Consider the following 26,643-nt stretch of genomic DNA (forward strand, 5'->3'; position numbering starts at 1 on the left):
GCCGAGGAGTGAGCGCACATGCACCCCGCCACGTCCCCCACCGTTGACGCGCCCGTCGGGCGCAATGACCGTACCCCGCTGCCCCGGCGGCGCCTGCTGCGCGGCCTGCTCGCCATGACGGTGGCCGCGCCGCTGATGTTCGGGGCCGCCGCCTGCGGCGACGACGACGGCGGCGGTTCCGCCGACCCGAACGCCCCGGTCAAGCTCTCCATCTTCTGGTGGGGCGGCGACGCCCGCGCCAAGCTGACCGAGGACGCCCTCGCGCTCTACACCCGCAAGCACCCGAACGTGACCTTCGAGAAGACCTGGCAGGCCAACCAGGGCTACTTCGACAAGCTGGCCACGCTCACCGCCGGCGGCAACCCGCCGGACCTGTTCCAGATCGACGACAACTTCCTTGCCGAGTACGCGGCCCGCAACACCACGCTCGACCTGACCTCCTACCAGAAGTCCGGCAAGCTGGACACCTCGAAGTTTCCCGAGAGCCTCTGGCAGTACGGCGTGGTCGACGGCAAGCTCGCCGGCCTGGCCGCCGGGGAGAACACCCAGGGCCTGGTCTACAACAAGACGCTGCTGACCAAGCACAACCTGCCCGAGCCGACCACCGGGATGACGTGGGAGCAGCACATCGCCTGGGCCGAGCAGGTCACCGCGAAGACCAAGGTGCCCGGCACCCAGGACCCGAGCGCCGACTACAAGGCGTTCTGGGTCTGGCTGCGCCAGCAGGGCAAGGACCTCTACCAGGACAAGGAGCTGGGCTTCACCGCCGAGGACGTGACGAAGTGGTTCGACCTGTGGAAGGGCGCCCGCGACCGCAGGGCCACCCCGACCGCCGACGTCATCCACGAGGGCAACTCCAGCGACGTCACCAAGCAGCTGGTCGTCACCGGCAAGGCCGCGACCTCCTGGGTGTGGGCCAACCAGATGCCCGACCTGAAGAAGAACACCAAGGACGAGCTGGGCGTGATCGCCTACCCGGGTGACCCCATCGCGCAGTGGGCCCGGGCCTCGATGTACTGGTCGGTCTTCAAGGGCAGCAAGAACAAGGACGTCGCGGTCGACGTGATCAACTTCCTGAACAACGACGTCGAGGTGGTCAAGCTGCTCGGCACCGACCGGGGGTTGCCGTCCAACCTGGACCTGCGTCGGGTGGTCAGCGACGACACCACCGACCCTGCCATGAAGCAGTCCATCGCCGTCGAGGCCGAGCTGACCCAGAAGTTCGGCAAGTCGCCACAGGTGCCGATCAAGGGACACAGCAAGGTCAAGTCCGAGCTGATCAAGGCCGCCGAGAACGCCCAGTACGGCCGGGCCACCACCGCCGAGGCCGCCACCCAGTTCGTCGAGGCGTGCAGGTCCGCCATCGCCTGACCGCCCCCAGGGTCTGTGTCGAAGTCCCTGGCCGGCCTGCGGCGGGCCCAGCCAACGACCGGCCGCGTTGGAGACGGGTCCGGATACAACACCGGTATCCGGACCCATCTCCGCCTTGCCGGACCGCCGCCTGGACTCCGCCTCGGCTCGACCGGGGACTTCGACACAGACCCAACGCGAGGAGAGGAGCCGTTCGTGGCGTTGACCACGGCGCCCGACCCGACCCGACGCGGCCCCGGATCCGTCCGGGCCCACGCCTGGAGGCGTGGGCCCGGACGCCTCCGGCACAGCGAAGGTCTGGCGGGGTACGTCTTCCTGTCACCGTGGCTCATCGGCCTGATGGGTGTCACGGCGATCCCCATGCTGCTGTCGCTCTACCTGAGCTTCACCAACTACGACGTCCTCACCCCCTTCGCCGAGGCACAGTGGGTGGGGCTGGACAACTACGAGCGGATGTTCACCGCCGACCCGTCGTACTGGCACGCGGTGCGGGTGACAGTGACCTTCGCGCTGATCGCCGTACCGCTGAAGCTGGCCGCGGCGCTCGGCGTGGCGCTGCTGCTCAACCGCGCCTGGCGCGGCGTCGGGCTGTTCCGGGGGCTGTTCTACCTGCCGTCGCTGCTCGGCGGCAGCGTCGCGCTGGCCATCGTCTGGGTGAACATGTTCAACCGCGACGGTGCGTTCAACTCGCTGCTGAGCCTCTTCGGCATCACCGGCAGACCGTGGGTCAACGACCCGGACTGGGCCCTGGAGACCCTGATGGTGCTGGCCATCTGGCAGTTCGGCGCGCCGATGGTGATCTTCCTGGCCGGGCTCAAGCAGGTGCCCACCGAGCTGTACGAGGCCGCCTCCGTCGACGGCGCCGGCCGGTTCCGCCAGTTCCGCAACGTCACCCTGCCGATGCTCTCCCCGGTGATCTTCTTCAACCTGGTGCTGGAGACGATCAACGGATTCCAGGGCTTCACCGCCGCGTTCGTGCTCAGCAACGGCACCGGCGGCCCGGTCGACTCGACGCTGATGTACACGCTGAACCTCTACATCACCGGCTTCACCGAACTCCAGATGGGCTACGCCTCGGCGATGGCCTGGGTGTTCCTGCTCGCCATCGCGGTCATCACCGCGATCTTCTTCAGCACCGGACGGTTCTGGGTGCACTACTCCGACGGGGAGGACCGGTGACGGTGACGGTGACCCCGACGGCCGACGTACCGACCGGACCGGCGCCCACCGCGCGCCGACGCACCGGCGGTCGATCGGTGCTGCGACTGCTGATCCTGGTGGCGATCGTCGCCGTGGTGCTCTACCCGCTGATCTGGATGGTCGGCACCTCGGTGAAGTCCCCGGAGGAGATCGTCAACAACGTCGGCCTGCTGCCGGAGCGGTTCTCGCCGGGCAACTACACCGCCGGGTGGTCCAACTTCGACGTCAGCTTCGGCCGGTTCTTCCTCAACAGCGCGATGGTCAGCCTGCTCACCGTCGCCGGCAACGGGCTCTCCTGCCTGCTGGCCGCGTACGCCTTCGCCCGGCTGCGGTTCCGGCTGCGCGGGGTGTGGTTCGCCGTCATGATCGGCACGCTGCTGCTGCCGCAACACGTGCTGATCGTGCCGCAGTACATCCTGTTCCGGACGCTCGGGCTGGTCGGCGGCGACTGGCCGTACCTGCCGCTGCTCATCCCGCAGTTCCTGGCCACCGAGGCGTTCTTCGTCTTCCTGATGGTGCAGTTCATGCGGGGCGTCCCCCGCGAACTGGACGAGGCGGCCCGGATCGACGGCGCCGGCCCGTACGGCATCTTCCGGCACATCATCCTGCCGCTGAGCCGCCCCGCGCTGGTCACCACGGCGATCTTCTCGTTCATCTGGACCTGGAACGACTTCTTCCGGCAGTTGGTCTTCCTGTCCCAACTGGAGGACTACACGGTGCCTGTCGCGTTGACCCTGTTCATCGACTCGACGAGCCAGAGCGCGGTCGGGCCGATGTTCGCCATGTCGGTGCTGTCGCTGCTGCCGGTCTTCCTGTTCTTCGTCGCCTTCCAGCGGATGCTCGTCGAGGGGATCAACACAAGTGGCATCAAGGGCTGAACCGGCGACGGACACCGGCGGTCGGCGGGACTGGCGGGACGTCGCCCGCGACGCCGCCGACCTGGCGTTGCTCGGCATCCTGCTGACCCTCGCCGCGGCACCCCTGCTCACCGCGGCGGCGGCGGCCGGCACCGCCAGCGCGGCGGTGCACGACTGGACGCGTACCGGCAATTGGCCGTCGGCACGGGAAACCGTGCGCCGGTTCGGCCGGTCGGTGCTACCGGGCGTGCCGGTCAGCCTGCTCACGATCGGCGTGGCCGGGCTGCTCGCCGCAGACCTGGCGGCGCTGGTCACCGGCCGGGTGCCGGGTGGACCGCCGGCGCTGCTGGTGACCGCGCTTGTCGCGGCCGGCCTGACCGGGTACGCCGGGCTGGTCGTCGTCGAGGTGGGCGGCAACGGGGGCGGGCGGTGGCGGGCGGCGGCCCGATCCGCCGCCCGCGCCTGCCTCGACGCCCCCGCCCGGTGGGCAGCCCTCGCCGGGGTGACCGCGCTGGCCGGGTTGCTCGCCGTGCTCGTCACCCCGGTCGCGGTGCCGATCCTCGCCGGCTACACCGTGGCCGCCCTGCACGCCGTCGCCGGCCGCCGGCCGGTCCCCGCCAGCCCTGCCGGCCGCCGGCCGGTCCCCGCCCACCCGGAGCTGCCGTGAACGCCGGGCAGGAGTCGGCGCGGCTGGTGGTCGGCGCCACGGAGGTGGCCCGGTACGTGGTCGACCCGGCGCTGGACGCGCGGCACGGGCCGCGACCGTACCTGCACCCGGTCCGCACCCTGGGCGGCACGGTGGTCACCGACGCGCTGCCCGCCGACCACGTCTGGCACCTCGGCGCCTCCCTGGCCGTGCCGGACGTCAACGGCTCCAACCTCTGGGGCGGGCGCACCTACGTGCGCGACGTCGGCTACACCTGGCGTGCCGACCACGGGCGGATCGCGCACACCGGGTGGTCGCAGCGGTCCGCCGACCGGCTGGCCCACCGACTTGAGTGGCGCGACCCGCAGGGGGCGGTGCTGCTCACCGAGAACCGACGGCTCGGCGCCGTGTCGGTGGACGGGCACGTGCCGGCCTGGCGGCTGGACGTGGACTACACGCTGCGCGCCCCGGACGGGCAGGACGTGCGGCTGGGCAGCCCGACCACGAACGGCCGCCCGGACCGTGCCGGCTACGGCGGGTTCTTCTGGCGGGCGGTCTCGGCCGAGCCCGCGTCGGTGTTCGGCCCCTCGACGACGGGGGAGGAGGCGGTGAACGGTTCCGCCGAGCCGTGGGTCGCCCTGGTCGGCACCGGGCCGGACGGGCGGGCGTACACCCTGGTCTTCAGCGGTCTCGGCGACGGCGACCGGTGGTTCACGCGGACCGCGATGTATCCGGGCGTGGGAGTGGCGTTCGCGTTCGAGCGGCCGGCCACCATCGCGGCCGGCACGACGCGGCGAGGCCGGCACGCGGTGGTCGTCGCCGACGGCGCCTTGGACGCCGGCACCGCCGCTGCCCTGGCAGCCGGCGCGTCCATCCGGCGGCCGGACGGTGCTACTACGTCGTGAAGTAGGCGGCGCTCTCCGGGTCTGCCGGGTAGTAGGACTCGATCGCGATCTCGTCGATCGTGATGTCCATTGGGGTGCCGAATGTGGTGATGGTGGAGAACAGCCGCAGCTCTCGGCCGCCGATCCGCAGGATCATCGGGATCACCACGTCGGCGTCGACCCGTTGGCCCACCGGGTCCTCGGGCATCAGCAGTTCCTCGTAGAGTGCGGTGAGCTCCGCGTCGGGCGCTGCGGCGAGCTGGCGCGAGATCCGGCTGCGGAACACCGCACGTACGTCCGCCAGGTTGACGACCAGGGGAGCGAACCCACGCGGGTCCAGACCCAGCCGCACCAGGTTCACCGGTGGTCGCAACAGATCGGGCGCGACCTGCGCGAGGAACGGGTCGAGCGCGCGGTTGTTCAGCACGATGTTCCACCGACGGTCGAAGACCAGTGCCGGGTACGGCTCGTGCGCCTGGAGGACCCTGCGGACCGAGTCGAGGGCAGCCGACAGGGCGGGGTCGTCGAGCGGACGCTCCGCGTACCGGGGTGCGAAGCCGGCGGCGAGCAACAGACGGTTGCGGTCACGCAACGGCACGTGGAGTTGCTCGGCGAGCCGGAGGATCATGTCCGCGCTTGGTCTGGACCTGCCGGTCTCCACCAGGCTGACGTGCCGGGCCGAGACGTCCGCGGCGATCGCCAGGTCGAGTTGGCTGAGCCCGCGGCGTTGCCGCCACTGCCGCAGGAGCTCACCGACCGTATACACGATCATGAGCGTACTCATCGTCGCGTCGAACGCCATGAAGTGCGATGTCATCGACAACCGAACGCACCGGGCAAACACTGGGGCCCATGACGACGGAGAACAAGAGCATCGTCCAACGCGCGCTGGTGGGGCTGGTCGACAGGGGCGACACGGACACGCTCGCCTCGTTCCTCAGCGAGGACTTCATCCACCACCGGCCGGATTCGACAACCTCGACCAAGGCGGAATGGCTCGCCGCAGTCGGCGCCGCGCTGGGCCCGACCGCCGGCATGCGGGTCGAAATCCTTCACCTGGTGGCCGACAGTGACCACGTCGTGGTGCACTCGCGGCGTCGGCTCCCCGACGGGGGACCGGAGATCGTGGTCGTCGACATCCTGCGTATCGCCGACGGCTCCATCGCGGAGGTGTGGGAGGTCATTGAACCGGTCGCCCACGCGGCCGCCAATCTGGCGTGGTGGGAATCTGCGCAATGATCAAGGCTCGCAGCCCGCGATGCGCGTCGGCGTGTCGTGGGCTGCCTTGTCGGTCATCTCCGCCCCGGACGCGTCTGCGGCCCCTTATCCTCAGCGGATAGATCAAGGGAGCGGGGCGTCGTCTGCACGACGGCCCATAGGAGGCCGTGGTGGGCGGACAAGATCGACCCAAGGGCATCAGTCCGACAGCGGTCGAGGGAGCGCCGGGGTTGTGGCGTGTCGATCTGCAGAAACACGATCTCAGCATTCCAGGACGCGAGGTCATCCAGAGTCGGGTGGAATTCACGCCGGACTCACCGCCGTTCAAGCACTTCCATCCTGGCGAAGAGATCATCTGCGTCCTGCAGGGCAGTCTGGAATACACGCTCGAGGGTCAACCACCAGTGGTGTGCAATGTTGGTGACGCGCTGACCGTGCCCTACGGCGTCCACCACCAGGCCCGCAACGTAGGCAAGGGAATAGCAGTCGAGCTAGCCACCTACGTAGTAGAAAAAGGCAAACCCCTCCTAACCAAAGTGGACTGACCCCGCCCGCCCGCCCGCCCGGTCAGGGCACGCGTCGATCATGAGGTTGTTGCCACGACACGCCGGCCGGGATGGCGATAACCTCATGATCACCGGGGTTCAGCGGGGTTCAGTGGGGTGGGCGCATCACCGGGCCGGCAGCGCGGCGGTGACCCGGATGGCCTTCACGATCGCCGGGATTGAGCCGATCAGCAGGACCAGGCCCCAGATGATCGCGATCACCGCGAAGATCAGTGCCGCCACGTCGTCGACGATGCTGACCAGGATCACCGGCACCAGGTTGTGCAGGAACTCCAGGACGACGGTGCACAGCAGGGTGGTGAGCATCAGCAGGACGAGACCCTTGTTCTGCAGGAAACGCGGCTGGGCCAGCAGCAACAGCCCGACCCACACCAGCTTGAGCAGCAGCACCAGCCCGAGTAGCACCGCCGCCTCGCCGACCGGGAAGAACCCCCACAGCGCCAGGTACGCGAGCGTGCCGAACGGGACCGCCAGGAACAGCGACACCATGATGGACAGTTCCACGAACGCGACGACGAGCGCGACCAACCCGACGATGATCAGGATGATCGAGAAGATCAGGCTGGCGACGCCCTGCACCCGGCCCTGGACGCGCTCGGGCAGCAGCATGCCCAGACAGAACAGCCCGGTGCTCCAGACCGCCACCGCGTCGATCAACGCCAGGTAGCCGGTACCCCGACCGGACGGCTCGGTGACCCCGGACACGTCGTCGAGGTCCACCTCCAGCGCGCCGGCACTGTCCGCGAGGGCAGCGCCGGCGTCGGCGCCGCCCAGCAGCAGCCCGGCGCCCAGCTCCACACCGATCGTCAGGACGATGGCGAGCATCGCCAGCAGCAGGAACGGCTTACGCAGGTCACCCATCGCGGCACCTTCCTCTCCGGCCACGGCGTGGCCACGGTGATCAGGCCACGGCGTGGCCACGGTGATCGGGTTAGGAGGTGGCCACGACGACAGTGCAGCCACCGAGGCCGGGGCAGGTCAGGCCCACCTCGGTGGCCTGGTCGACGGCGACCTTCGCCACCGCGCCGGTGCCGTCGGGCGCCGGCTCGACCTCGTCGCGGATCGTGAGGTCGGCATCGCCGGGCGCCGGCGCGACGACGATGAACCGTGCCGCGCTGCGCAGCACCAGGGTGCGCAGCCCACCCGGGTCGGCGACCCGCACCACGCACCTGCCGGAGAACGTCAACCGGCCCGTCTCGTCGGCGCAGTCGGCGTCGACAGTGCCCGGGTCCACCGCCGCCCGTTCGCCGCCCAACGCACCCAACCGGTCGACGAACCCGTGCCGGGCCCCCGGATCACCCCGGTCGTCGCCGCCCACGCCGACCGCGACCGCGAACAGCGCCACCAGCAGCACGGCGAGCAGCCCCAGCAACGCCTTCTGCCGGCCACTCATCGCGCCACGGCCTGCGCCACGAGCTCGGTGAACCGGATCTCGTCGACGCCCGCGAAGTACCGGTCGGTGCCCTGCGTCTTGCCCACCACCAGGAGCGTCACCTGGTGGGAGCCCTTGGTGAGCCGGACGGTGCCGACGTCGAGGAACTCCGTCTTCTGCACCTTCGGTGTGAAGCCGAGGAACGTGCCGCCGACCTGCGTGCCGTCGATGGCGAAGACGGTGTTGGCGTAGTCGAACGACGTGGTCCGCACCGCCGCGAAGCGCCAGGTGCCGTCCGCCGGGATCTGCACCGTCACGGTGACCTGATCACCGATCGCCAGCCCGGTGAAGAAGAGCTGCTTGTCCCCGGACCAGGTCACCCCGCAGCAGTTGGGCTGCGCGCCCACGGCCGCCTTGCTGCTCTGCGGAGACGTGACGACCGCGGCGTCCACCAGGCTCTCCGCCTCGATGGTGACCACCCGCGGCTCGCCGGGAGCCGGCTCGCCGTCGCGGGTCAGCAGGACCACCGCCACGCCCACCACCACCAGCACCAACGCCGCCGCGGCGGCGATCCACAACCACGGGGTACGCCGGGGCGGCGCGACCGCCCGCACCTCGTAGGTGACCCGACCGCTGGACCGCGAACTCTCCTCCGGCGCGGTGTTCGCCGAGTACGCGAACCCGGTCATGTCGTACCGCCGAGGCGGGGTGCCGGCGGGCACGGCGAGCTTGACCAGGAACGACACCGAGCCCTGCCCGGGTACCACCCGCTGCGGCTCGGCGACGGTGAACCACGCCCGCTGGGAGCCGTCACCGGGCGCCACGTCGAACACCACAGTGTCCGGCGCGTTGCCCGGGTTGGAGACGGTGAAGGTCAGCTCGCCGCTGTTGCGCGGGTCGAGGGTGAACTGCTCGGCGGCGGCGACGACCGCCCATTCGGTGGTCATGACGACTCCTCTTCCAGGACGATCTCGACGGTGGTCGAGGCGGGCTTCTCCGCCTCGACGATGCGGGTGATCACGGCGAGTTGGCCGGCGGCGGCGGCCGGGACGCGCACCACGACGTGGAAGGGCTGCTCGGCCGGCTCGTCCAGAGCGAAACCACTCAACCCGGTAGCCACCTCGAGAGCTCTCCGCATGCCGTACGGGGTGCCGCGCCACCGGGCCAGCAGCGCGGCGTTCGCCACCAGGTCGCGCAGCCGCCCCACCGGCAGCGGCAGGGGGGCGTCGGGCCGGGGCGAGGCCACCACGTGGTCCATCGCCACCCAGCGGGTCAACCGCACGACAAGCCCGTCCGGCGCCCGGTACGGGTCGAACAGGGCGTCCACCTCGGCGAGGATCGCCTCGTCCGGGGCGTGCAGCCCCTCCATCACGTCCAGCAGCGCCCAGAGCACGCTGCCGGGCACGCAGGCCCGCTGGTAGGCGGCGGGCAGCAGCCGTTCAATCGCCGAACGTCGCATCCTGGCGCACCACCTCGATGTCGTGCTCGCCGGAGCAGAGCAGCCAGGTATCCGGGACGGTCACCACGTCGGCGGTGGCCTGGTTGGCGCTGGGCGTCCAGTCCACCGCGTTGGCGCTGCGGTGCACGCCGCGTTCGCCGCCGGCCAGGATCAGCCGCTCCGCCGGCCCGGCCACCGGGCCGCCCGCTCCGCCAGCCGGGCCGCCACCCGCCGGGTTGCCGCCCGCTCCGCCCGCCGGGCTGCCGACGGCGATGGCGTCGACCGGCACGAACCGGGTCCGGTCGCGCAGCGGTAACCCGCAGTTGACGGACACCGATTGCCACTGCGGCTGTGCGCCGAGGGTGTCCAGCCGCAGCACCCCGCCGCTCTGCGTCGCCGCCACCGCGAGCTGGCCGGCGAACGCCAGGTCGCGGCAGGTGCCGCCGACCCAGCCGTTCTGCACCGGCTGCCACTTCACGTCGGACTCGAACAAGCGGGTGCGGTGGCAACCCTGCCCCGGCTTCTTCGGGTCCGGCTCGCCCGCGCCGCTCCACAGCAGCGTCGCCGGGCCGTCGTACTGCACCGCGAGCACCCGGTTGTCCACGTTCGCCAGGCCCACGTGGACGAAGCTGCCCGGTCGGCCACCGGCGGTCGACAGGTACACCCCGAAGCCGGCCTGCGCGGCCACCGCCACCCCCGGCGCGCCCCGCTCCGAGACGAACGCGCGCACCGCGTAGAACCCCCGATCGGCGTCGGACGGGTCGACCAGGATCTGCAACGGCACCGCCCCGGGCAGCAACGACACCTCGTACAGGCCGGTGTCGGTGGCTACCAGCAGCGCGCCCGCGCCGTCCCGGTCCAGCCAGGCCACGTCGGAGATCCGCGCGTCCAGGTCGGTGAGCAGTGACCAGGTCTCGCCCAGGTCGCTGCTCAGGTGCACCCGGGAGCCGCCGGACGACCGCAGCGTCACCACGGCCACCGAGCCGGGGCGCGCGACGATGCCCGGCCGCACCGGCGCGGGCGCGGGCGCCACCCGCAGCACCGTCTCACCGTCGAACCGGCCGGCCGGCTCCCACCCCGCACCGCCGTTGCTGGACCGGAACAGCACCGGCCCGCGACCGGCATACCAGGTGCGCGGCTGGTACTGGTCGACGGCGAGGGCGCGTACCTCCGCGTCGGGGGCCTCGTCGACCACGAACCGGACCGACTCGACATAGCGCACACCCGGCTCGGCGTGCTCCAGCAGCCGGTACACGTTCGACGCCCGCAGTGGCTCGCCGAACGGCCAGCCGGTCGGGTTGAGCGCGGTCGGCAGCGGGCTCAACGTCTGGTGCAGCCGGTCGTGGATGCGGCGGCGTACCGCGTCCACGTCCTCCTCCCGGCGGACCACCACCCGGGCCCGGACCGACACCGCCTTGAACCGGGCCCAGGTGGCCCGCGACCGGATGCCGAGCATCCGGCGTTCCTCCAGGTCCGCCTCCACCCGGCGGCGCGCCTCGGGCACCTCGTGCTCGCGCAGCACCGCCACCGGCAGCCGGCCACCGGGGCGGGCCGTCGGCGGCACGTACGGCACCAGCACCACCTCGACCTCACCGGGCCGGGCGAAGCTGTACACCGCCGCGCGGGTGAACGCCCGCGCCCGCGCCACCGCACCGGAGCTGGTGGCGAGGACCTCGAAGTCGCGGGCGGTGACCGCCCGTTGCTGGGCGAAGAACTCGTACGGGCCGCGCAGAAGCACCGACTCCAACGCCTCCACCTCCCGGCCGCCGGCCGCCGGGGCGGGGTTGTCCACGCGTACCCCGGGTAGCGGGTCGCGCAGGCTGGTCAGCGTGCCCGCGGCCACGTTGCCGGTGGGCCCGCCACCGGCGCGGTACCAGAGCCGGACCTGCCGTCCGGCCGGCGGCACCGCCGCCACGGTCACCGGCGCCGGGCCGGCCGGCGCGGGGTCGCCGGGCGCGGCCGGCGGTCGCAGGTCCAGGGCCGGGGCGAAGGTGACGGTGCCCGAGCAGCGGTCCACCAGGTACGCCTTGGCCTGCGGGCCGAGCCCGGCGAAGCTGTCCACCGGTCGCCAGATCTCGAACGTGCGGCCGTCGTGCTCCCGGGCCGCCGCGCCCAACTCGACGGTGCCGGCCGGCACCTCCACGCCGAGCAGCAGGTCCAGCGCCTCGGCGGTGTGCGCCAGCGGCGCGTGGGCGGCCCGCAGCACCTGCCCCGGCTGGCCGGTGCCCACACCGAGCAACTCCGCCTCGACCGGTTCGCAGTGGTGCATCCGTACCGTCACCGACGTCTCGTCGGCGGGCAGCAGCGTCGGCTCGGTGGTGACGAAGACGACCGGCCGGGGATCCGCGCCCCGGGCCGCCGCGACGCGCAGACCGGCCGGGATCCGGATGGCGGCCCGGTCGCTGCCGCTGCGGGTGAACCGGACGTCGGCCCAGGCCGCGGTGGGTGCGTGCCGGGTGACCCCGAGCAGGTTCAGAAACGAGACGTACGCCTTCTCCGGCAACTGGTTCAACCGGTAGATCATCACCTCGGTCAGGTGGGCGAACGCCTCCACCAGCGCCATCCCCGGGTCGTGCGCCGACAGGTCGGTCCAGGCCGGGCAGGACTGTCGGATCCGTTCCCGGGCCTCGGTGACGAGGTCGAGGAAGCCGCGATCGTCCAGGTGCGGCACGGGCAGCGTCATGACTGTCCTCCCTGCGCGGGCTCGTCGGCGGGGAGCAGGTCCACGGAGAAGACCAGTTGCCCGGGTGTCAGGCTGGCGCGCACCCGGTAGTCCAACCGGATCACCAGCCGCCACGCGTCGTCCGGATCCGGCCCGGCGTCCACGTCGATCACCTCGACCCGCGGCTCCCAGCGGGCGATGGCCTGCCGGACGTAGTGGATGGCCAGACCGGCCGTGGTGTCGTCGTTCGGCGCGAAGACGAGCCGGTGCAGTCGGGAGCCGTACCCGGGTCGCATCAGCCGTTCGCCCGGCGTCGTCGACAGGAGCAGGAACAGCGCCTGCCGTACGCTCTCGTCGCCCTCGGTCATCGCCAGGCCGCCGGCCGCGGTGAGCGCCAGGCCGCCGCCCCGCCCCGCGTCGAAGCCGGCCCCGACGAAGCGGAAGGCCCTCACCGGTCCGCCCCGAGGAACCGCTGGCGCGGGTCGCGCACGACGTGGTGGATCGAGTCGGGCGGGGTGCCGTTGGTGAACCCCTTCAGGTTGTCGAGCACCAGCCGGTGCCCGTCGACCCGCAGCCAGTCGCTGTAACCGACGCGCAGGCTCTCCGTCTTCGTGCACGGCTTGACGGTCGGGCCGTAGTTCGGGCAGGCGACGATCGTGCGTCCCTCCGGGTCGTCGTCCACAAGCACGGGTACGCCGGTGACTGTCACCCACTGCTGCGAGGGTCGGTTCTCGACCCGGCCGTCGTGATCGCAGGTGATCACGGAGTCACTGTGGATCCAGCGCATCAGCCGCCTCCTTCGTGGTGGGCGCGGGCCAGCGAAAGGGCCTGCCGCGCCGCGGTGGTCGGGTCCTCGGTCGACTCGGCACGCAGGAAGTCCACGCTGCGGGCGCGGACCACCATGGCCCGGCCGGGCGCGGAGATCACCAGGTCCGACGCCGCGTGCAGGGTGGCCAACTCCGGGGTCAGCTCCAGGAAACTGCCACCCTCGGTGGACATCCGCAGGCTGCGCCGCACGTCGTCGACGACGATCGACTGCCCGCCGGCGGTGCGCAGCGTCCAGCGCCGCGCCCGGCCGTCGTCGACGCCCGCGTCGTACGGCTCGACGGCGCCGAACAGCGAACCGAGCACGACGCCCGAGGCCGGCTCGCCACCGGGCAGCGCCACCAGCACGGTGTCGTCCGGATCGGGCAGCGCCACCAGACCCTTGCCCCGTCCCGCGCCGGGGCAGAGCACGGCGAGCCAGCCGGCGTCCAGGTCCCCGTACGCCGGCAGGGTCAGGCGGACCCGGCCCAACCCGTCGGGGTCGGCGACGTCGGTGACGGTGCCGAGGGTGACCACCGCCGCGCCGGGCGGGGTCGCCGGGGTGGCCGGCGGCACCGTGGAGAACCGCGTCAGGTGCCCGTTGGCGTCCACTGTGTGCACCACCTCGGTCAGCACGTACGCCCCGGCGACCGGGTCGGGCACACCGCTCAGCTCGATTCGTCGGCCCGGCCGCAGCGCCGGATCGCCCTCGGCCACCCCTTCGGCGGTGACCAGGGTGGCCGCCCGGGTGTCCAGCCGCGCCTGGGCCAGCGCCGCCAACTCGTCGTCGCTGCGGCCCGGCTGGTCGACGGCGGTGCGGACCCCGTCGGCGCCGACATCGGCCGGGTCCGGTCGGTCGAACGCCGGTCGGCCACATCGCGCCTCGTCGGCCTGCTGGCTGATCACCTCGGCCCGCTGCGGGTGCCAGCCCAGCGCGGCGCTGGCACCGCTGGCCTGGTCGGCGTTCGTGGACAGGCGCACTGTGTGCACGCTCGCGCCGAGGGCCAGCGCGACCGGCTCTCCGTAGCCCGCGAGGGTGACCAGCCGGACCGCGCCGCCGTCGGCGGCCAGGTGCAGCCCGGCCCGGCCGGCCACCTCGCGCAGCAGATCCAGATCACTGTGCCGGTGCTGCAACAACCGGTCCACCCGTGGCCCGTCGACCTCCGCTGTCACCTCCAGCCCCACCGCGCCGCACAGTTCCCGGGCCAGCTCGACGGCGGTCACCGAGGTGAAGACCCGCAACCCCTGCCGCTTGCGCAGCCGGTGCAGCGGGTCGTACGCCCGCAGCCGCAGCACCGCCGCGCCGTCGGCGGCGTACTCGACCTCCACTGCGGTGACCTCACCGTTGAACAGGGCGTCGGCCTGGTCGGCGAGCCGCACGTCGAGGGTTGTGCCGGGGCGCACCGCCGGGTCGAACGCGCCGACGCCGACGGAGGTGGCGAGCACCAGCTCCGCCTGGGTGGGCTGGTCCAGCCGTGCCGCCACCCGCAGCGAGCGGATCCGCTGACGAACCGCGCCGGTCAGCTCGGCGCCGTCGAGCAGGACGATCAGGGCGCGGGGCGCGACGCTTGTCACGGCGTACCCCCCGGGTTGGCGCTGGTGGGTGTGGGGCCGGTCGGGCCCCAGGCGGCGGGCGCGGTGGCGATCGAGGCTCCGACGAACGACGCGCCGGCACCAACCGCCCCGGCCAGCGCCCGCGCGGCACCGGTCACCGCACCCATCGCCGTCGATCGACCGCCGCTCGGGGCGCCAGGTGGCGGGACGGCGAGGGTGGTGCCGGCCGGCACCGCGAGCGGGTCGGTGATCCGGTTGTGGTCGGCCAGCAGACGCCAGCGCAGCGGTGAGCCGAGCGCGTCGTTGGACAGCAGGTCGAAACGCACACCGGATCGGCCCGGCTCCGCGGCGCCGTCGCCGGCCGCGATCACCGCGCTGCCCGGCGCGGCGGTCGGGGTGCTCGCCGCCGCCAACTCCTCGGCGAACCCCGCCTCGGCCTGGTCGGCCGTCTCGGCGGCGCGGACCAGCTTCAGCCGCAGCCAGGAACGCCGGGGCGAGCCGGTGCCGGTGAACGCGTCGAACCGCTCCGCCACCGCGATGATCACGCCGGGCACGTTCCAGGTCTTTCCCCAGACCAACCGGACCAGCGGTGGACGCAGCCAACCGTGCTCGGCTGCCGAGTTCTCCGCGAGCATCCACAGGGGACGGGTGAGCACCCGTACGTCGGCGGGACGGACCTGCGCCTGGACGAAGTCGACGTCGAAGAGCAGGTCGAGCACCAGCTCGGTCCGACCACCGCCGGTGAAGACAAGCGGGTCGTCGGCCAGCCCGGACCCGGTGAGCTGCCCGCCGGCGGCACCCCGATGGCGTACCCCGGCGAGCCGGGTCACCTGCACGGTCTCCGGGTTGAGCAGGCAGTCCACCCGCTCGCCGGAGGAGTCGATAAGAAAGGCGACGCGCTCCATCAGCCACCCGCCTGTTCCCGGTCCAGTCGACCGAGTTGGGCGGTGTCCAGCGCCGCACCGGCGACCGACCACAGCGCCGTGTCGTCGGGCAGCGCCGGCCACCTGTCGAACGCCGTCGCGTCGGCCTGGGACCCCGTGTTCTCCGGCCCTCGCCCGCCGCCCGGCTCGCGGTGCACCGAGCCGATCCAACCCACGCCCGCGGCCCTCGCGGCCGCACCGTTGCGGGGTGCGGTGTGCTGTCCAACCCGCTCGCCAACCTGCTGCCCCGACCGTGCCAGCTCGTCCGGCAGCGCCGGCCACAGCCCGCCGCCCCCCGCCGCCCCGCCCCCCGCCGCCCCGCCGCCGCCGGCGGAGTCAGTTGTGGACCTTGGAAGGAAAGTGCCCCTGGAGGGGCCGAAATCTTCCAAGATCTCGGCAGGGTGGGTGCGGAGGGGAGGGGCGGCCGGCCGGGTTGGGTTTCCGACTCGGGGCTGCTCTTTCGGGTCGGTGGCTGGGGTGTCGACAGGCGCCGGTTCCGTCGCCGCGACCCGTCGGGACGGCACGCGCTGCCGCCAACCGTCCCGCAGCCGGCCCGGCGGACGGCGGTCCGCATCCGGTGCGCGGGGCACCTCGGCGGTCACCGCGCCGTCGGAGGCGTCGCTGCCGACCCGTGGGCTGGCACCGTCCATCTCCGGGCCGCCGGACCGGTCGGCTGCCCTCGACGCGTGCGTCGACTCTCCGGTTGCACCCGTCGAGCGCGACCCGTCCGGCCGTCCGACCCCGCTCACCGCCTCCGGCCCGTCGACGCCGTACGCCGCGTCCACCGTGCCGTCGCCACCCACGGTGCCCGGTGTGGCGGACGCCGGGCGGCCACTCCCGGAGGAGTGCGCGGCCGCGTCAGGCCCGCTCATGCTTGTTGCGTGGCCGGACCGACCATCCGTGCCGGGGGCACGACGGCCCACCGTGCCGGGGGCACGACGGCCCACTGTGCCGGGGGCACGATGGCCCACTGTGCCGGGGGCACGATGGCCCACTGTGCCGGGGGCACGACGATCCACCGGGTCGGCAGGGAGCCCGGCACCCTCCCCGGCGGGCCGAGTCGGTCGGGTCAGCTCGGTCCACCGGTCCGGTCCGTCCTGATCGATCCGATCGTCGAAGCCGGAGCCGTCGGCGGGGTCATCGCGCCCCTCTGTCGTTGCGGCAGCGGGCCGACCGACGTCCAGGTCGTGCAGCAGGCCGGGCGCGTGGGCGGCGACCAGGTCCAGCCAGTGCTGCGGGGGTTCGCCGAATCGGCGCGGTGCCACAGCCGGCGCGCCCAAAGCCGGCGCGCCCACCGTCGGCGTGCCCAGCGTCGGCGGTGCCGCCTTCGGCGGGTCCGACCGTGCGGGTGCCCCGGCGGGCTCGACCCGCCCGGCGAGGCGCTGCACCGCCCCGGCCGCTGAGCGCAGCCGGCCGGCCAGCCAGCTACGCGGGTGTCGGCGCGGTGGCACCGCCGGTCTCCAGCTCCAGACCCTCGTAGCGCAGGGTCAGCGAGGCGATGGCGATCTCGTGGCTGAGCGTGTTGAGGTGCGCGCCACGCCACCGGGTGGGCCAGGCGTCGATCAGGTTCCACCGCAGCACCTCGGCGGTCCCGACCGAGTCGAGCAGCACCACTGAGACGTTGCGACGGTTGAGGGTGCCCTGCGCGGTGGCGTTCACCCAGTCCCACAGCTCCCGGGAGGCGGTGAGGCCGAAGTGCAGCGTCACCGGCTCGTACTCGGCCTGGCCGGGCACCATCCGCATCCGGCCCAGGCCGTGCTCCCGGTACGGCTGCCCGGGGATGTTCACCTCCAGCCCGGTCATCTCGGTGAAGTGGCCGTTCGTGACGCCGTTGATGAGCAGCCGGAAGTTGTACGCCCGGTACGGGTCGACCGGGGCGCCGGGTTGCGGGGTGGCTGTGGTGGGCATGTCAGCCTCCGATCGTCTCGGTCTCGGTGCCGCCGGCCCACTGGCTCAGCTTGAACACCACGAATTCGGCGGGCTTGACGACGGCGATGCCGATGTGGGCGATCACCATGCCCGCGTCGCGGACGTCCGCCGGGTTGGTCTCCTCGTCGCACTTGACGAAGAACGCCTCCTCGGGGCTGCGCCCGAGCAACGCGCCGTCGCGCCACACCCGGGTGAGGAACGCCCCGATGTCGCGCCGGATCGAGCGCCAGAGGGTGAAGTCGTTGGGCTCGAACACCATCCACCGGGTGCCGTTGGCGATGGCCTGCTCGATGGCAATGCTGAGGCGTCGGACGTTGAGGTAGCGCCACTCGCTGGCCTCGGCGGCGAGCGTACGGGCCCCCCAGACCCGGATGCCCTCACCGGCGAAGTAGCGGATCACGTTGACGCCCTTGGGGTTGAGCACGTCGTGTTCCGGCCGGGTGACCAGGTAGGCCAGGTCCACGGCCCCGCGGACGGGTTCGTTGGCGGGTGCCTTGTGCACTCCGCGCAGGGCGTCGGTGCGGGCCCAGATGCCGGCCAGGTGCCCGCTCGGCGGGGTCAGTTCCAACTCGCCGCTGATCGGGTCGCGGACCCGCAGCCAGGGGTAGTAGAACGCGCCGAATTCGGACTGCCGCGGCCGGTAGGCGGCCCCCTCGTGGCCGCCGGAGCCGCCCGGCTGGGCCGCGCCGCCGCCGGGACCGCCGGCCGCGCCGCCGCCCGTACCCTCTGCGGGTTTGGGGGGTTTGCCGGTGGACGGCGTCGCGACCCGGGTCAGCGCGGCGATGTCGTCGATGTCGGGTGCCGGGTCGCAGATGGCGACCATCGTGCGGGTCCGCTCGGCCATGCTGAGCAGCGCCTCGTGCGACACCACGTCGTGGAAGCCGGGCGCGGCGATGATGGAGATCTCGTCGATGGCCTCCAGCAGTTGCAGGCCACCGCGCCGCTGCCCGGTGCCGGTGATCGCGCCGCCCTCGCCGACGTTCACCACCCAGCAGCGGGCGCCCCCGTTGTCCAGGAAACCGAAGACCGCTCGGGCCAGCGGGGTGCTCTCCACCCGTTCTCCGTCGGCGAAGAGCCGCAGGAACTCCGTCCAGTTGTTGACCGGCACCGCCCGGCCCAGTTGGGCGTCGCGGTTCGGGGCGAGACCGACGAAGGCGGCGATGCTGGTGCTCGCCGGTCCGATCGGTCGGGCGCCGCTGGGGACCTCCTCGACATAGATGCCGGGGGAGAAGTAGCTGGGCATCGGTCCTCCTGTGCGGGTGGGCGGGCGTCAGTGGGTCGGTGGCGCGCAGACGATGACGAGGTCGGGTTCGCCGGGGTCGACGTCGGCGGTGAGGACGAGCCCACGCCCGGTCAGCCGGAGCCGGGCCGGGCCCGGGTGCTCGGGGTCGTGCGGGACGCCGACGAGTTGGAACCGGCCGTCGGTGTCGGTGCGGGTGGCGGACCCGGTGGCCGACAGCTCGACCCGCATCGCGGCGAGGGGTTGGTCCTCGGGGCCGACCACCCGGCCGGTGAGAGTGCGTACGTCCAGTTGCCGCAACCGCAGCGGTTGCAGCACCGGTGGCGCGGCCGGGGCCGGGTGGTCGACCTGTGCGGGTACGTCGATGAGCAGCGCCGGGCGCGGCGCGGCGCCGAACGCCGCCCACAGCGCGGCGTCGCCCGCCTCCAGGACGACCTCGTAGCTGCCGTCACGGGTGGCGGTGGTGAGTACCCGGTCCAGCCGGGGCAACCCGGCCGGCCCGGTCACGTAGAGCAGGTGGCGGACCGTGAACCGGTACGGTTCGCGGACCGCGCCGCTGGAGCGGGTCTGCCGGGCCGGGCGCAGCTCCAGCGGCCAGAGGGTGAGGCCGGCGGCGTCGCCGTCGGTGCGGGGCGGGCCGATCGGGACGGGTTCGCCCGCGGCGCTGGTCAGCCAGGCGGCCAACTCGGCGGTGGCCGTCTCGATCGGTCCGCGCCCGTGGTCGCTCATCGCGGCGGCGTCCCCTGGATCCGGTACGCGATGGCCTCGTTCCACACGTGCGGGTAGACGCCGATCTCGAAGTACCTGGTGAACCGGTTGATCGGGGCGTTCGTGTGGTCGTGGTAGAGCAGCCACACCGGGGCGATGGTGAACAGCACGTAGTTCGCGAGCACCAGCGGGATGTAGAGCGGGCCGAGCAGGCGACCCTGGAAGATGTGCACGTCCTCGTGGCGTTGGATGCCCGAGCTGGAGCCGGCGCAGACGGTGCCGATGGTGGTGGCGTAGCGGGGCGAGACCCCCTCCACCACGCTGACCCGGCCGCTGCCCGACGAGGTGGGCCGGTCCAGCGAGTGCCCGAAGACCAGGTGCACGGTCAGGTAGATGGCGCCGACGACCGTGTTGAGCAGACTCCAGGTGTGGTCGACGACGAAGAGGAAGATGCCGCGGGCGTCCGCCGCGTACACCCCGGCGGAGGCCACCGCCCAGCCGAAGACCGCGCCGACGAGCAGGCCCACGACGGCGCCGACCACGAGCCCGATCGGGCCGCCGGCGAGGAAGCCGAACAGGGCGCCGAGGATGACCTGGACCGCCGCGCTGAGAACTCCGAAGATCATGACGTCATCCCCTCAGACCCAGGAACGGAAGACTCGGGGCTCGCGACCGCTCGCGACCTGGGTCGGCGTGGCCTGCCGGTTGCCGGGCGGGAACTGGTTGACACCGAGGGCTGCGGAGAAGATGACGAGCGCGTTGAAGAACGCGATGATCCACTTCTCGCCGCCGGCGTCGTCGGCGAACGCCGCGGTCAGGTAGGACAGCAGGAGCGCGATGGCGATGGCGATCCACTTGCGGAGTTTGTCGCCACTGGGGCCGATCAGCCCGCCGATGACGTTGGTGGCCAGCAGGGTGGCGGCGCTCGCGCCCGCGATGGTCCCCAGGGCTGCCCAGGTGAAGAGATCGCTCATGACGATCCCCCTTTTCTGCGATGGTGCGACCGGGATGTGGTGGTGAGGTCCGGTGCTGCCGGGTGGGAGCACCGGGGCCGGGCGTGGCCGGCTGAGCCGGCCACCGGGTGGATCAACCGGGCCCCGGGGCGCCGGCGGGCGGGCCCGGCGATGTCGGTCCGGGCGAGGTCGGGTCGGGGGCCGCCGGCGCCGTGGCGTGCCGGCGTCGCAGCAGGAGTACGCCCACCGCGGCGAGCAGCAGCAGGAGGAGGAGGGCACCGCCGACGATCAGCGGCCATCCGATCCCGCCGCCGTCGTCAGCGGCGGCGGCCGGCGAGGTGGACGGTCGAGGTGGCGCCTCGGCGACGGCGCGCAGCTCGGCCGGCTTGTCCTTGTTGGGGTCGACCTTCCAGCTGACCGACCGGCCATTGACGGTGCCGTTGCTGTCGATCACCCGGCCGGGGAATGTCACCGAGATCTCGAACGACATCAACTTGAGGAATGCCTGCTGTTGCTGCGGATTCTGCTCGGCCACCTTTCCGCCGTATTTCGACGGATCGAGCGGCAACGTGAAACGGTACAAGTCGCCGGCCCGGACAAGTTTCACGCTCTCCGTGTCGAAACCTGCCAGCGGTGCCTTGCGATAACTGATCTGGGCGCCGAAGAATTTGTCGTCCTCGTACCGGGTCTCTTCCCCCGCCGGCAGGGCGGGAATGTTCTGCCGCAGCTCCGCGAAGGCCACCGGGATGTTCTTGTTCCGCGAGGTCAGCAGGGATTTCTCGGCGGTCAGCAGCAACTGCCCGTCGACCGTGTCGTCGGCGTTGACAGTGAGCCCCATGTTGAGTTGCATGCAGCCGCTCAGCGCGGCGACCAGAACGAGACACACCGCGACGCGGAGTGCCTTACCGCGGTTGACTCTCCTGTTCATGGGCTCAGTGTGTGTGATCCATTTCACCAAGAGCAGTCAGCGATCAGTCACAAGGTAGTCGCCGATTGTACCGACGCACTGTCATATGTGACCGAGGCCGACCGGCGTGCAATTGACTACTCTGGAGCTTTGGGGCCAAGAACAGTTTCCTGGTGGTGATCCCCCGCGCGGGGGAGGTCGGTCCGGGCGGGCTGGGGCAGGCTGGGCGCACCCGTTCAGCCACCCCCGAGGACCACGATGACGCCGGCTCAGCGCCACACCCCGAAGATCGAACTGCATGTCCACCTGGAGGGAACGGTCCGTCCGGCGCTGCTCGCCGCGCTGGCCCGCGGCCATCGCCTCCCGGTGCCGGCCGAGACACCCGGACGGTTCGACGACCTGTACGACTTCATCGCCACCTGGAACGCGATGACGACGGTGCTGCGGACGCCGCAGGACTACCAGCGGGCACTGCTGGCCTACGCGGCGGAGGCCGCCCGCGACGGCGCGGTCCACCTGGAACCGATAGTGGACGCCGAGGAGCGGCTCGGGTTGTCCGGCTGGGCGAACCTGCTCGCCGCCCTGGTCGACGCGGCGGTCGAGGCCCGTGAGTCGTACGGGGTGTCGATCGGGCTGACCCCGCAGGTCTGCCGGGGCCACGAGGTGGGCTTCACCGAGAACGCGGCCCGCATCGCCACCCGGTTCGCCGGGCGGGGCGTGGTCGGCTTCGGGCTGTCCGGCGCCGAGGGGCGGCACCCGACCACGCCGTACCGCCGGATGGTGGAGCTGGCTCGCGACGGCGGCCTGCCGTTCGTGCCGCACGCGGGCGAGGCGGCCGGGCCGGAGGCGGTCCGCGAGGTGCTGGCGATGGGCGCGGTCCGGATCCGGCACGGGGTGCGGGCCGTGGAGGACCCGGAGCTGGTCGCCGAGTTGGCCGGGCGGGGCGTCGTGTTGGACGTGACGCCCACCTCCAACCTGCGCCTCGGCGTGGCCCGACCGGACCTGCCGCATCCGTTGACGGTGCTGACCGACGCCGGGGTCGCCTGCTCGGTGTCCACCGACGACCCGGCCATCTTCGACATCACCCTGGCAGATGAGTACGCGTTCGCCGCCCAGCTCGGGGTGCCCGCCGCGACCGCCTACGCCGCCGGCCTGCGCGGCATGCTCACCGACGCCGCCGACCACGCGCGACTGGTGGCGGTGGGGGAGCAGGCGTACCAGGGCGGCGCACCCGCCTAAGCTGAGCCGGTGATTGTCGTCGCGTGTGTGCTGCTCGTGGATCCCGACGGGCGGGTGCTGCTGCAACTGCGCGACGCCGACGCGATGTACCACCCGGACGTGTGGGGGCTGCCCGGCGGCCACGCGGAGGCGGGGGAGACGCCGGAGCAGGCCGCCGAGCGGGAGCTGTGGGAGGAGACCGGCCTGCGCCCCGACGGGCCGCTGCGCCCGATCGCCGTGCAGGCGCGTCCCGAACTGGGCCGGGAGATGCACTACTTTCTCGGCCTCACCCGGGCCCGGCAGGAGGACGTGGTGCTCGGTGAGGGCGCGGCGATGGTCTTCGTGCCCGGCGACGAGGTGCTCAACGGTCGTCAGTGGACTCCGGGCACCCAGGAGGTGCTGACCCGGTTCCTCGCTGCGTCCGACTACACCGCCTCGTTCACCGGCCGGACGCCCACCGGGCCGGCCTAGCCGGCGGGGGGTCGCCAGTCGGCGTAGCGGGCCATACTCCGCAGGGCGGCCCGGCCCGGGGTGAGGCGCAACGCGGTGTTGCGCACCGCGACGGCGATCGGGTTGTGCAGTTGCTGTCCGAACCGCCCGGCGACGTGGGAGGCCCGGGCCACGGACTGGCTGCGCGGTCGACGCTGCCTGTCGTACGCGGCCAGGGCGGCGGGCACCCCCTCGGCACCGTCGGCGCAGACCGCGCCGAGCACCACGGCGTCCTCGATGGCCTGCCCGGCGCCCTGACCGAGGTTTGGTGTCATCGGGTGGGCGGCGTCGCCGAGCAGTGCCACCCGTCCCCGCACGTACGAGGGCAGCGGCACGGCCAAATGGTGGATGTCGTTGCGCAGGACGACGCCGGGTGGGGTCGCCGCGAGCAGCGCCGGGATGGGGGCGTGCCAGTCGCCGAAGTGTTCCCGCAGGACCGCCAGCTCGTCGGGGGCGTGGCCGCCGGGCGGGGCGTTCAGTGCGCCGTACCAGTAGAGCTGGCCGTCGCCGATCGGCACCATGCCGAACTCGGCTCCCGGTCCCCAGGTGATCGCGGCCGGGACCGGGTCCGGAAACGCGATAGCCGCGCGCCACGCCGTCGACCCCGCGTACACCGGGCCGGGGTGTCGCGGGAAGAGGTGGGCGCGGACCAGGCTGCGCAGGCCGTCGGCACCGACCACCAGGTCGGCGTCCAGGGTGTGCGGGCCGTCGGGCCCCCGGTAGCGCACCTCGGCGTGGTCCGGGTCGGACTCGACGTGTTCCACAGTGGCGTTGGTGCGCAGGGAGGAGGCCGGCAGGGCCTCGCGCAGGCTGCGATGCAGCGTGGCCCGGTGCACGCCGAGCGCCGTGGTGCCGAGCTGCCGGATCATCTCCGAGGCGTCCACCCGGGACAGCCACCGCCCGTGCCGGTCGCGGATGCCGCCGGGTGCCTCACCGTGGCCACCCCGGCGCAGGGCCGGGCCGAGGCCGAGGGCGTCCAGGCCGCGCACCGCGTTGGACATCAGGCTCAGGCCGGCACCGACCTCGCGCAGCTCGGCGGCGCGCTCCAGCACGGTGACCCGCCACCCGTGCCGGTGCAGGGCGAGAGCCGCGCTCAACCCGCCGATCCCGCCGCCCACCACTACCGCGTGTGCGTCGTCCATGTCGATCCTCCTTCTACATCTGTAGAAGAGTGATACTACCTGCGGACCCCGAGAAGAAGGAGTGCCATGACGGCGCGGGCGAACCGGATCGCGACGCTCACCGACGCGGCCATCGAGTTGATCGCCGACGGTGGCATGCGAGCGCTCACCCACCGGGCGGTCGACGGCCGCGCCGGGATGCCCCCCGGCACCACCTCCGCGTACCTGCGCACCCGGCAGGCGCTGATCGAGGCAGTGGTGGGGCGGCTCGCCGAACGGGACCGGGCCGACCTGGCGCACCACGACCTGCCGACCGGCCCGCCGCCGCCGACCGGCGCCCCCCGGCTCGACGGAAACGATCTCGACGGCCTCGCCGTCGGCGTCGCCGAGGTGCTCGACCGTTGGCTCAGCACCGGGCGCAGCCGGACCCTGGCCCGGTACGCCTGCCTGCTGGAGGCGGTGCACCGGCCCGAGCTGCGCGGCATCCTGCAACACGGCACCGGCCTGCGGGTGCAGGCCCGGGACCTGCTGACCCGGGCCGGGGCCGCCGACCCCGAGCGACAGGGCGACCAGTTCGTCGCGTTCGTGGACGGGCTGCTCTTCGACAGGTTGGTCGGCGCGGGCGCGCTCAGCGCCCCGCAGCCCGGCAGCGCGGCCAGCCGTGCCGACCTGAGCACGGCGGTCCGTACGCTGCTGCGCGCCCTCACCGGGAAGTGACCCGCCGTCCCGGTCCGCGATCCCACCCCGGAGCAGCCCGGTGAGCAGGTCCCTCGCGTGATGGGAGACGATCACCCCGGGTGTCGGGGGCCGGCGGCGCAAGGAGGTGGCGATGGTGCGGTTCAGCGGTCTGCGGACGGCCGGTGGGCGGCTGCGGCACGGCTGGCGGCCGGTGCTGGAGGCGACCGTGGCGGCGACCGTGGCGTGGCTGCTGGCCACCCGGTTGCTCGGGCATCCCCAGCCGTTCTTCGCGCCGGCCGCGGCGCTGATCGTTCTCGGCCAGGCGCGCGGTCAACGTATTCGCCGGGCCGTCGAGGTCGTGCTCGGGGTCGCCGCCGGGGTGCTCGTCGCGGACCTGGTGGTGCAGGCACTCGGCCCCGGCAGCACCTGGACGGTCGGCACCGTCATCCTGCTCACCGTCGTCCTCGCGGTGGCCTTCGGAGCCACCGGCGTGACGCTCGTGCAGGCCGCGGTCTCCGCGCTCTACCTGGTGGTGGTCGCACCGCCGGACGGGTCGTTGGTGCCGTTCCGCTTCGTCGACGCGCTGATCGGCGGCGCTGTCGCGCTCGCGGCCAGCCTGCTTGTCGACGCCCGGCACCCCCTCGCGCCGCTTGTCGCCGAGGTGCGGCGGACCTTCGACGAACTCGCCGGGCTGCTCGGCGAGATCGCCGACGCGCTTGACCACGGCGACGAGGCCGCCGCGTTCGCGGCGCTGACGCAGGCCCGGGGAATGGACGCCCGGGTGGACGGGCTGCGCGACGGGGTGCTGGCCGCCGGTGAGGCACTGCGGCTCAACGTACGTCGGCGCCGGCACATCGGTCGGCTGAGATCGGTGGACGAGTCGATCCGGCAGATCGACTACGCGGTCCGCAACGTCCGGGTGCTGGCCCGCGCCGGCGTGACGCTCAGCCGGCTGCACACCCCGGCGCCGCCCGAGCTGGGAGCCGCCCTGCGATCGCTTGCCGAGGCCGTTCGCCAGGCCGGTGCCGCCCTCGCCGCCGACCTCGACGGCCACGACGAGACCGCCGACCGGCACGGCACCCGGGCCGCCGAGTCGGCGCTGGCCGCCGTACACACCGCCGGGCAGCTCTTCGGCACCGCGCCCACCCTTCCCCTAGCCATGATCGTCGGTCAGGTCCGGGCCACGGCCATCGACCTGCTGCGGGGCGTCAACCCGGAGGACGACGCCGCCGTCCTCGCCCGCGTCGACGAAGCCCTCGGCCTCCCCGCCGTCTGACGTCTCCCCGAGCGTGAGCCAGGTGGTGGCGCGGTCGCGGATCGAAGCGGGGATCTCGTGGCCGCCGGGAAACTCCTCGAACCTGACGTCGTACCCGAGGCCGTGCAGGTGCGGAACGAGGCGGCGGCTGCACACGTCGATGGGCAGCACCCGGTCGTCGACACCGTGCGAGACGAAGATCCGTGGTCGACCGTGGGTGGTCGGTGGCGCGGCGAAACCGGGGGAGAAGGCCAGCACCGCGTCGACCAGATCCCCGTTCGCCAGGCCCAGGGAGAGCGCGTACGAGGCGCCGTCGGAGAAGCCACCGAACGTCACGTCCCGCACCGGGTAGCCGTCGAACACGGTCGCCAACAGCCCGTCGATCCGTCGGACGTCCGCCCCGAAACCGCCGGCGATCAGGTCCCAACTCGCCGCCGACGACTCCGGGGCGACAAGCAGCAGGTGCTGCGCGTCCGCCACCGGCGACAGCAGGTCCAGCCCCTGTCGCGCGGAGCCGCCCGCGCCGTGCAGGAGCAGCACCAGCCGGTACGCCGAACCGTCGGGTGCCGGATCCGGGACGTACGCCAGCGCCAGCCGTTCCCCGTCGGGGCCGGTCATCCGCACCAGCCCGGTGGGGCCCGGCGTCACCG

The 26,643-nt window shown here is 72.7% G+C and carries 29 protein-coding genes and 1 pseudogene; 11 read left to right on the plus strand and 19 right to left on the minus strand.

Annotated features, from left to right (window positions below; all coding sequences use genetic code 11):
* The first annotated feature begins 18 nt into the window (after positions 1-18).
* The 5 genes from AB0F61_RS18195 to AB0F61_RS18215 all read left to right on the plus strand — a co-directional run bounded on the left by AB0F61_RS18195 (position 19) and on the right by AB0F61_RS18215 (position 4,979).
* Positions 19-1,371, plus strand: coding sequence for an extracellular solute-binding protein (locus tag AB0F61_RS18195; protein WP_357810773.1), 1,353 nt, complete (start codon positions 19-21; stop codon positions 1,369-1,371).
* A 195-nt stretch (positions 1,372-1,566) separates the two neighbouring features.
* The gene (locus tag AB0F61_RS18200) at positions 1,567-2,550 is read left to right on the plus strand and encodes a sugar ABC transporter permease (protein ID WP_357810776.1); all 984 of its coding nucleotides are present in this window, start codon (positions 1,567-1,569) and stop codon (positions 2,548-2,550) included.
* Between the two features lie 137 nt (positions 2,551-2,687).
* The gene (locus AB0F61_RS18205; RefSeq protein ID WP_357810932.1) at positions 2,688-3,449 is read left to right on the plus strand and encodes a carbohydrate ABC transporter permease; all 762 of its coding nucleotides are present in this window, start codon (positions 2,688-2,690) and stop codon (positions 3,447-3,449) included.
* Positions 3,433-4,095 carry a hypothetical protein gene (locus AB0F61_RS18210; RefSeq protein WP_357810779.1) on the plus strand — a complete coding sequence of 221 codons (663 nt, stop codon included), beginning with the start codon at positions 3,433-3,435 and terminating at the stop codon, positions 4,093-4,095. Before AB0F61_RS18205 ends, AB0F61_RS18210 begins: the two co-directional genes overlap by 17 nt.
* Entirely contained in the window at positions 4,092-4,979 is an 888-nt protein-coding gene (locus AB0F61_RS18215; protein ID WP_357810782.1) for a PmoA family protein, read from the plus strand. The genes AB0F61_RS18210 and AB0F61_RS18215 overlap by 4 nt, the downstream gene beginning before the upstream one ends.
* On the opposite strand, the gene AB0F61_RS18220 is transcribed toward AB0F61_RS18215, so the two are convergent.
* Entirely contained in the window at positions 4,969-5,730 is a 762-nt protein-coding gene (locus tag AB0F61_RS18220) for a helix-turn-helix transcriptional regulator (RefSeq protein ID WP_357810785.1), read from the minus strand. The genes AB0F61_RS18215 and AB0F61_RS18220 overlap by 11 nt on opposite strands.
* An 80-nt stretch (positions 5,731-5,810) precedes the next feature.
* Here AB0F61_RS18220 and AB0F61_RS18225 point away from each other — a divergent pair, with 80 nt between their 5' ends.
* Positions 5,811-6,197, plus strand: a complete 387-nt coding sequence (locus AB0F61_RS18225; protein WP_357810788.1) for a nuclear transport factor 2 family protein — start codon at positions 5,811-5,813, stop codon at positions 6,195-6,197.
* A 149-nt stretch (positions 6,198-6,346) separates the two neighbouring features.
* Positions 6,347-6,721: a cupin domain-containing protein gene (locus AB0F61_RS18230; RefSeq protein WP_357810791.1), complete on the plus strand. Its 375-nt coding sequence runs from the start codon at positions 6,347-6,349 to the stop codon at positions 6,719-6,721.
* A 126-nt stretch (positions 6,722-6,847) separates the two neighbouring features.
* Here the strand turns inward: AB0F61_RS18230 and AB0F61_RS18235 are convergent, their stop codons facing one another.
* The 16 genes from AB0F61_RS18235 to AB0F61_RS18310 form a co-directional block, all read right to left on the minus strand.
* On the minus strand, positions 6,848-7,603 hold the full coding sequence (locus tag AB0F61_RS18235) for a hypothetical protein (protein WP_357810794.1): 756 nt from the start codon (positions 7,601-7,603) through the stop codon (positions 6,848-6,850).
* Between the two features lie 70 nt (positions 7,604-7,673).
* Entirely contained in the window at positions 7,674-8,135 is a 462-nt protein-coding gene (locus AB0F61_RS18240) for a hypothetical protein (RefSeq protein WP_357810796.1), read from the minus strand.
* Positions 8,132-9,061 (minus strand): hypothetical protein, encoded by a 930-nt coding sequence (locus tag AB0F61_RS18245; RefSeq protein ID WP_357810799.1) that lies wholly within the window; start codon positions 9,059-9,061, stop codon positions 8,132-8,134. Before AB0F61_RS18245 ends, AB0F61_RS18240 begins: the two co-directional genes overlap by 4 nt.
* A complete protein-coding gene (locus tag AB0F61_RS18250; RefSeq protein WP_357810801.1) occupies positions 9,058-9,573 on the minus strand; it encodes a phage tail protein in 516 nt (171 codons plus the stop codon). Before AB0F61_RS18250 ends, AB0F61_RS18245 begins: the two co-directional genes overlap by 4 nt.
* Positions 9,554-12,235, minus strand: coding sequence for a putative baseplate assembly protein (locus AB0F61_RS18255; RefSeq protein WP_357810804.1), 2,682 nt, complete (start codon positions 12,233-12,235; stop codon positions 9,554-9,556). Before AB0F61_RS18255 ends, AB0F61_RS18250 begins: the two co-directional genes overlap by 20 nt.
* A complete protein-coding gene (locus AB0F61_RS18260; protein ID WP_357810807.1) occupies positions 12,232-12,666 on the minus strand; it encodes a GPW/gp25 family protein in 435 nt (144 codons plus the stop codon). Before AB0F61_RS18260 ends, AB0F61_RS18255 begins: the two co-directional genes overlap by 4 nt.
* Entirely contained in the window at positions 12,663-13,001 is a 339-nt protein-coding gene (locus AB0F61_RS18265; protein WP_357810810.1) for a hypothetical protein, read from the minus strand. Before AB0F61_RS18265 ends, AB0F61_RS18260 begins: the two co-directional genes overlap by 4 nt.
* The gene (locus tag AB0F61_RS18270) at positions 13,001-14,593 is read right to left on the minus strand and encodes a contractile injection system protein, VgrG/Pvc8 family (protein ID WP_357810813.1); all 1,593 of its coding nucleotides are present in this window, start codon (positions 14,591-14,593) and stop codon (positions 13,001-13,003) included. Before AB0F61_RS18270 ends, AB0F61_RS18265 begins: the two co-directional genes overlap by 1 nt.
* Positions 14,590-15,477: a hypothetical protein gene (locus tag AB0F61_RS18275; protein ID WP_357810815.1), complete on the minus strand. Its 888-nt coding sequence runs from the start codon at positions 15,475-15,477 to the stop codon at positions 14,590-14,592. The genes AB0F61_RS18270 and AB0F61_RS18275 overlap by 4 nt, the downstream gene beginning before the upstream one ends.
* On the minus strand, positions 15,477-16,946 hold the full coding sequence (locus AB0F61_RS18280) for a hypothetical protein (RefSeq protein ID WP_357810818.1): 1,470 nt from the start codon (positions 16,944-16,946) through the stop codon (positions 15,477-15,479). Before AB0F61_RS18280 ends, AB0F61_RS18275 begins: the two co-directional genes overlap by 1 nt.
* Positions 16,921-17,403 (minus strand): phage tail protein, encoded by a 483-nt coding sequence (locus AB0F61_RS18285; RefSeq protein WP_030327509.1) that lies wholly within the window; start codon positions 17,401-17,403, stop codon positions 16,921-16,923. The genes AB0F61_RS18280 and AB0F61_RS18285 overlap by 26 nt, the downstream gene beginning before the upstream one ends.
* A 1-nt stretch (position 17,404) precedes the next feature.
* Entirely contained in the window at positions 17,405-18,667 is a 1,263-nt protein-coding gene (locus tag AB0F61_RS18290) for a phage tail sheath subtilisin-like domain-containing protein (protein ID WP_357810820.1), read from the minus strand.
* A 27-nt stretch (positions 18,668-18,694) separates the two neighbouring features.
* Positions 18,695-19,393, minus strand: a complete 699-nt coding sequence (locus AB0F61_RS18295) for a carboxypeptidase-like regulatory domain-containing protein (protein WP_357810823.1) — start codon at positions 19,391-19,393, stop codon at positions 18,695-18,697.
* Positions 19,390-19,998, minus strand: a complete 609-nt coding sequence (locus AB0F61_RS18300) for a glycine zipper family protein (RefSeq protein WP_357810825.1) — start codon at positions 19,996-19,998, stop codon at positions 19,390-19,392. The genes AB0F61_RS18295 and AB0F61_RS18300 overlap by 4 nt, the downstream gene beginning before the upstream one ends.
* Positions 19,999-20,010: 12 nt before the next feature.
* Positions 20,011-20,346: a hypothetical protein gene (locus tag AB0F61_RS18305; RefSeq protein WP_357810828.1), complete on the minus strand. Its 336-nt coding sequence runs from the start codon at positions 20,344-20,346 to the stop codon at positions 20,011-20,013.
* A gap of 112 nt (positions 20,347-20,458) precedes the next feature.
* Complete coding sequence (locus AB0F61_RS18310) at positions 20,459-21,253, minus strand: DUF3153 domain-containing protein (RefSeq protein ID WP_357810831.1); 795 nt, start codon at positions 21,251-21,253, stop codon at positions 20,459-20,461.
* A gap of 237 nt (positions 21,254-21,490) precedes the next feature.
* Here AB0F61_RS18310 and AB0F61_RS18315 point away from each other — a divergent pair, with 237 nt between their 5' ends.
* Positions 21,491-22,471, plus strand: a complete 981-nt coding sequence (locus tag AB0F61_RS18315) for an adenosine deaminase family protein (RefSeq protein ID WP_357810835.1) — start codon at positions 21,491-21,493, stop codon at positions 22,469-22,471.
* A gap of 9 nt (positions 22,472-22,480) precedes the next feature.
* Positions 22,481-22,921, plus strand: coding sequence for an NUDIX domain-containing protein (locus AB0F61_RS18320; protein ID WP_357810837.1), 441 nt, complete (start codon positions 22,481-22,483; stop codon positions 22,919-22,921).
* Here the strand turns inward: AB0F61_RS18320 and AB0F61_RS18325 are convergent.
* Positions 22,918-24,081, minus strand: coding sequence for an FAD-dependent oxidoreductase (locus AB0F61_RS18325; RefSeq protein ID WP_357810840.1), 1,164 nt, complete (start codon positions 24,079-24,081; stop codon positions 22,918-22,920). The genes AB0F61_RS18320 and AB0F61_RS18325 overlap by 4 nt on opposite strands.
* A 66-nt stretch (positions 24,082-24,147) precedes the next feature.
* On the opposite strand from AB0F61_RS18325, the gene AB0F61_RS18330 reads away from it, so the two are divergent.
* Both AB0F61_RS18330 and AB0F61_RS18335 read left to right on the plus strand, forming a co-directional pair.
* On the plus strand, positions 24,148-24,777 hold the full coding sequence (locus AB0F61_RS18330) for a TetR/AcrR family transcriptional regulator (protein ID WP_357810843.1): 630 nt from the start codon (positions 24,148-24,150) through the stop codon (positions 24,775-24,777).
* A 112-nt stretch (positions 24,778-24,889) separates the two neighbouring features.
* On the plus strand, positions 24,890-26,014 hold the full coding sequence (locus AB0F61_RS18335; RefSeq protein WP_357810846.1) for an FUSC family protein: 1,125 nt from the start codon (positions 24,890-24,892) through the stop codon (positions 26,012-26,014).
* Between the two features lie 57 nt (positions 26,015-26,071).
* On the opposite strand, the pseudogene AB0F61_RS18340 reads toward AB0F61_RS18335, so the two are convergent.
* Positions 26,072-26,611 (minus strand): annotated as a pseudogene (locus tag AB0F61_RS18340) (phospholipase); the annotation flags it as partial.
* Positions 26,612-26,643 lie beyond the last annotated feature (32 nt).

Source organism: Micromonospora sp. NPDC023888, from assembly GCF_040639415.1.
In the GTDB taxonomy this organism is placed as follows: domain Bacteria; phylum Actinomycetota; class Actinomycetes; order Mycobacteriales; family Micromonosporaceae; genus Micromonospora.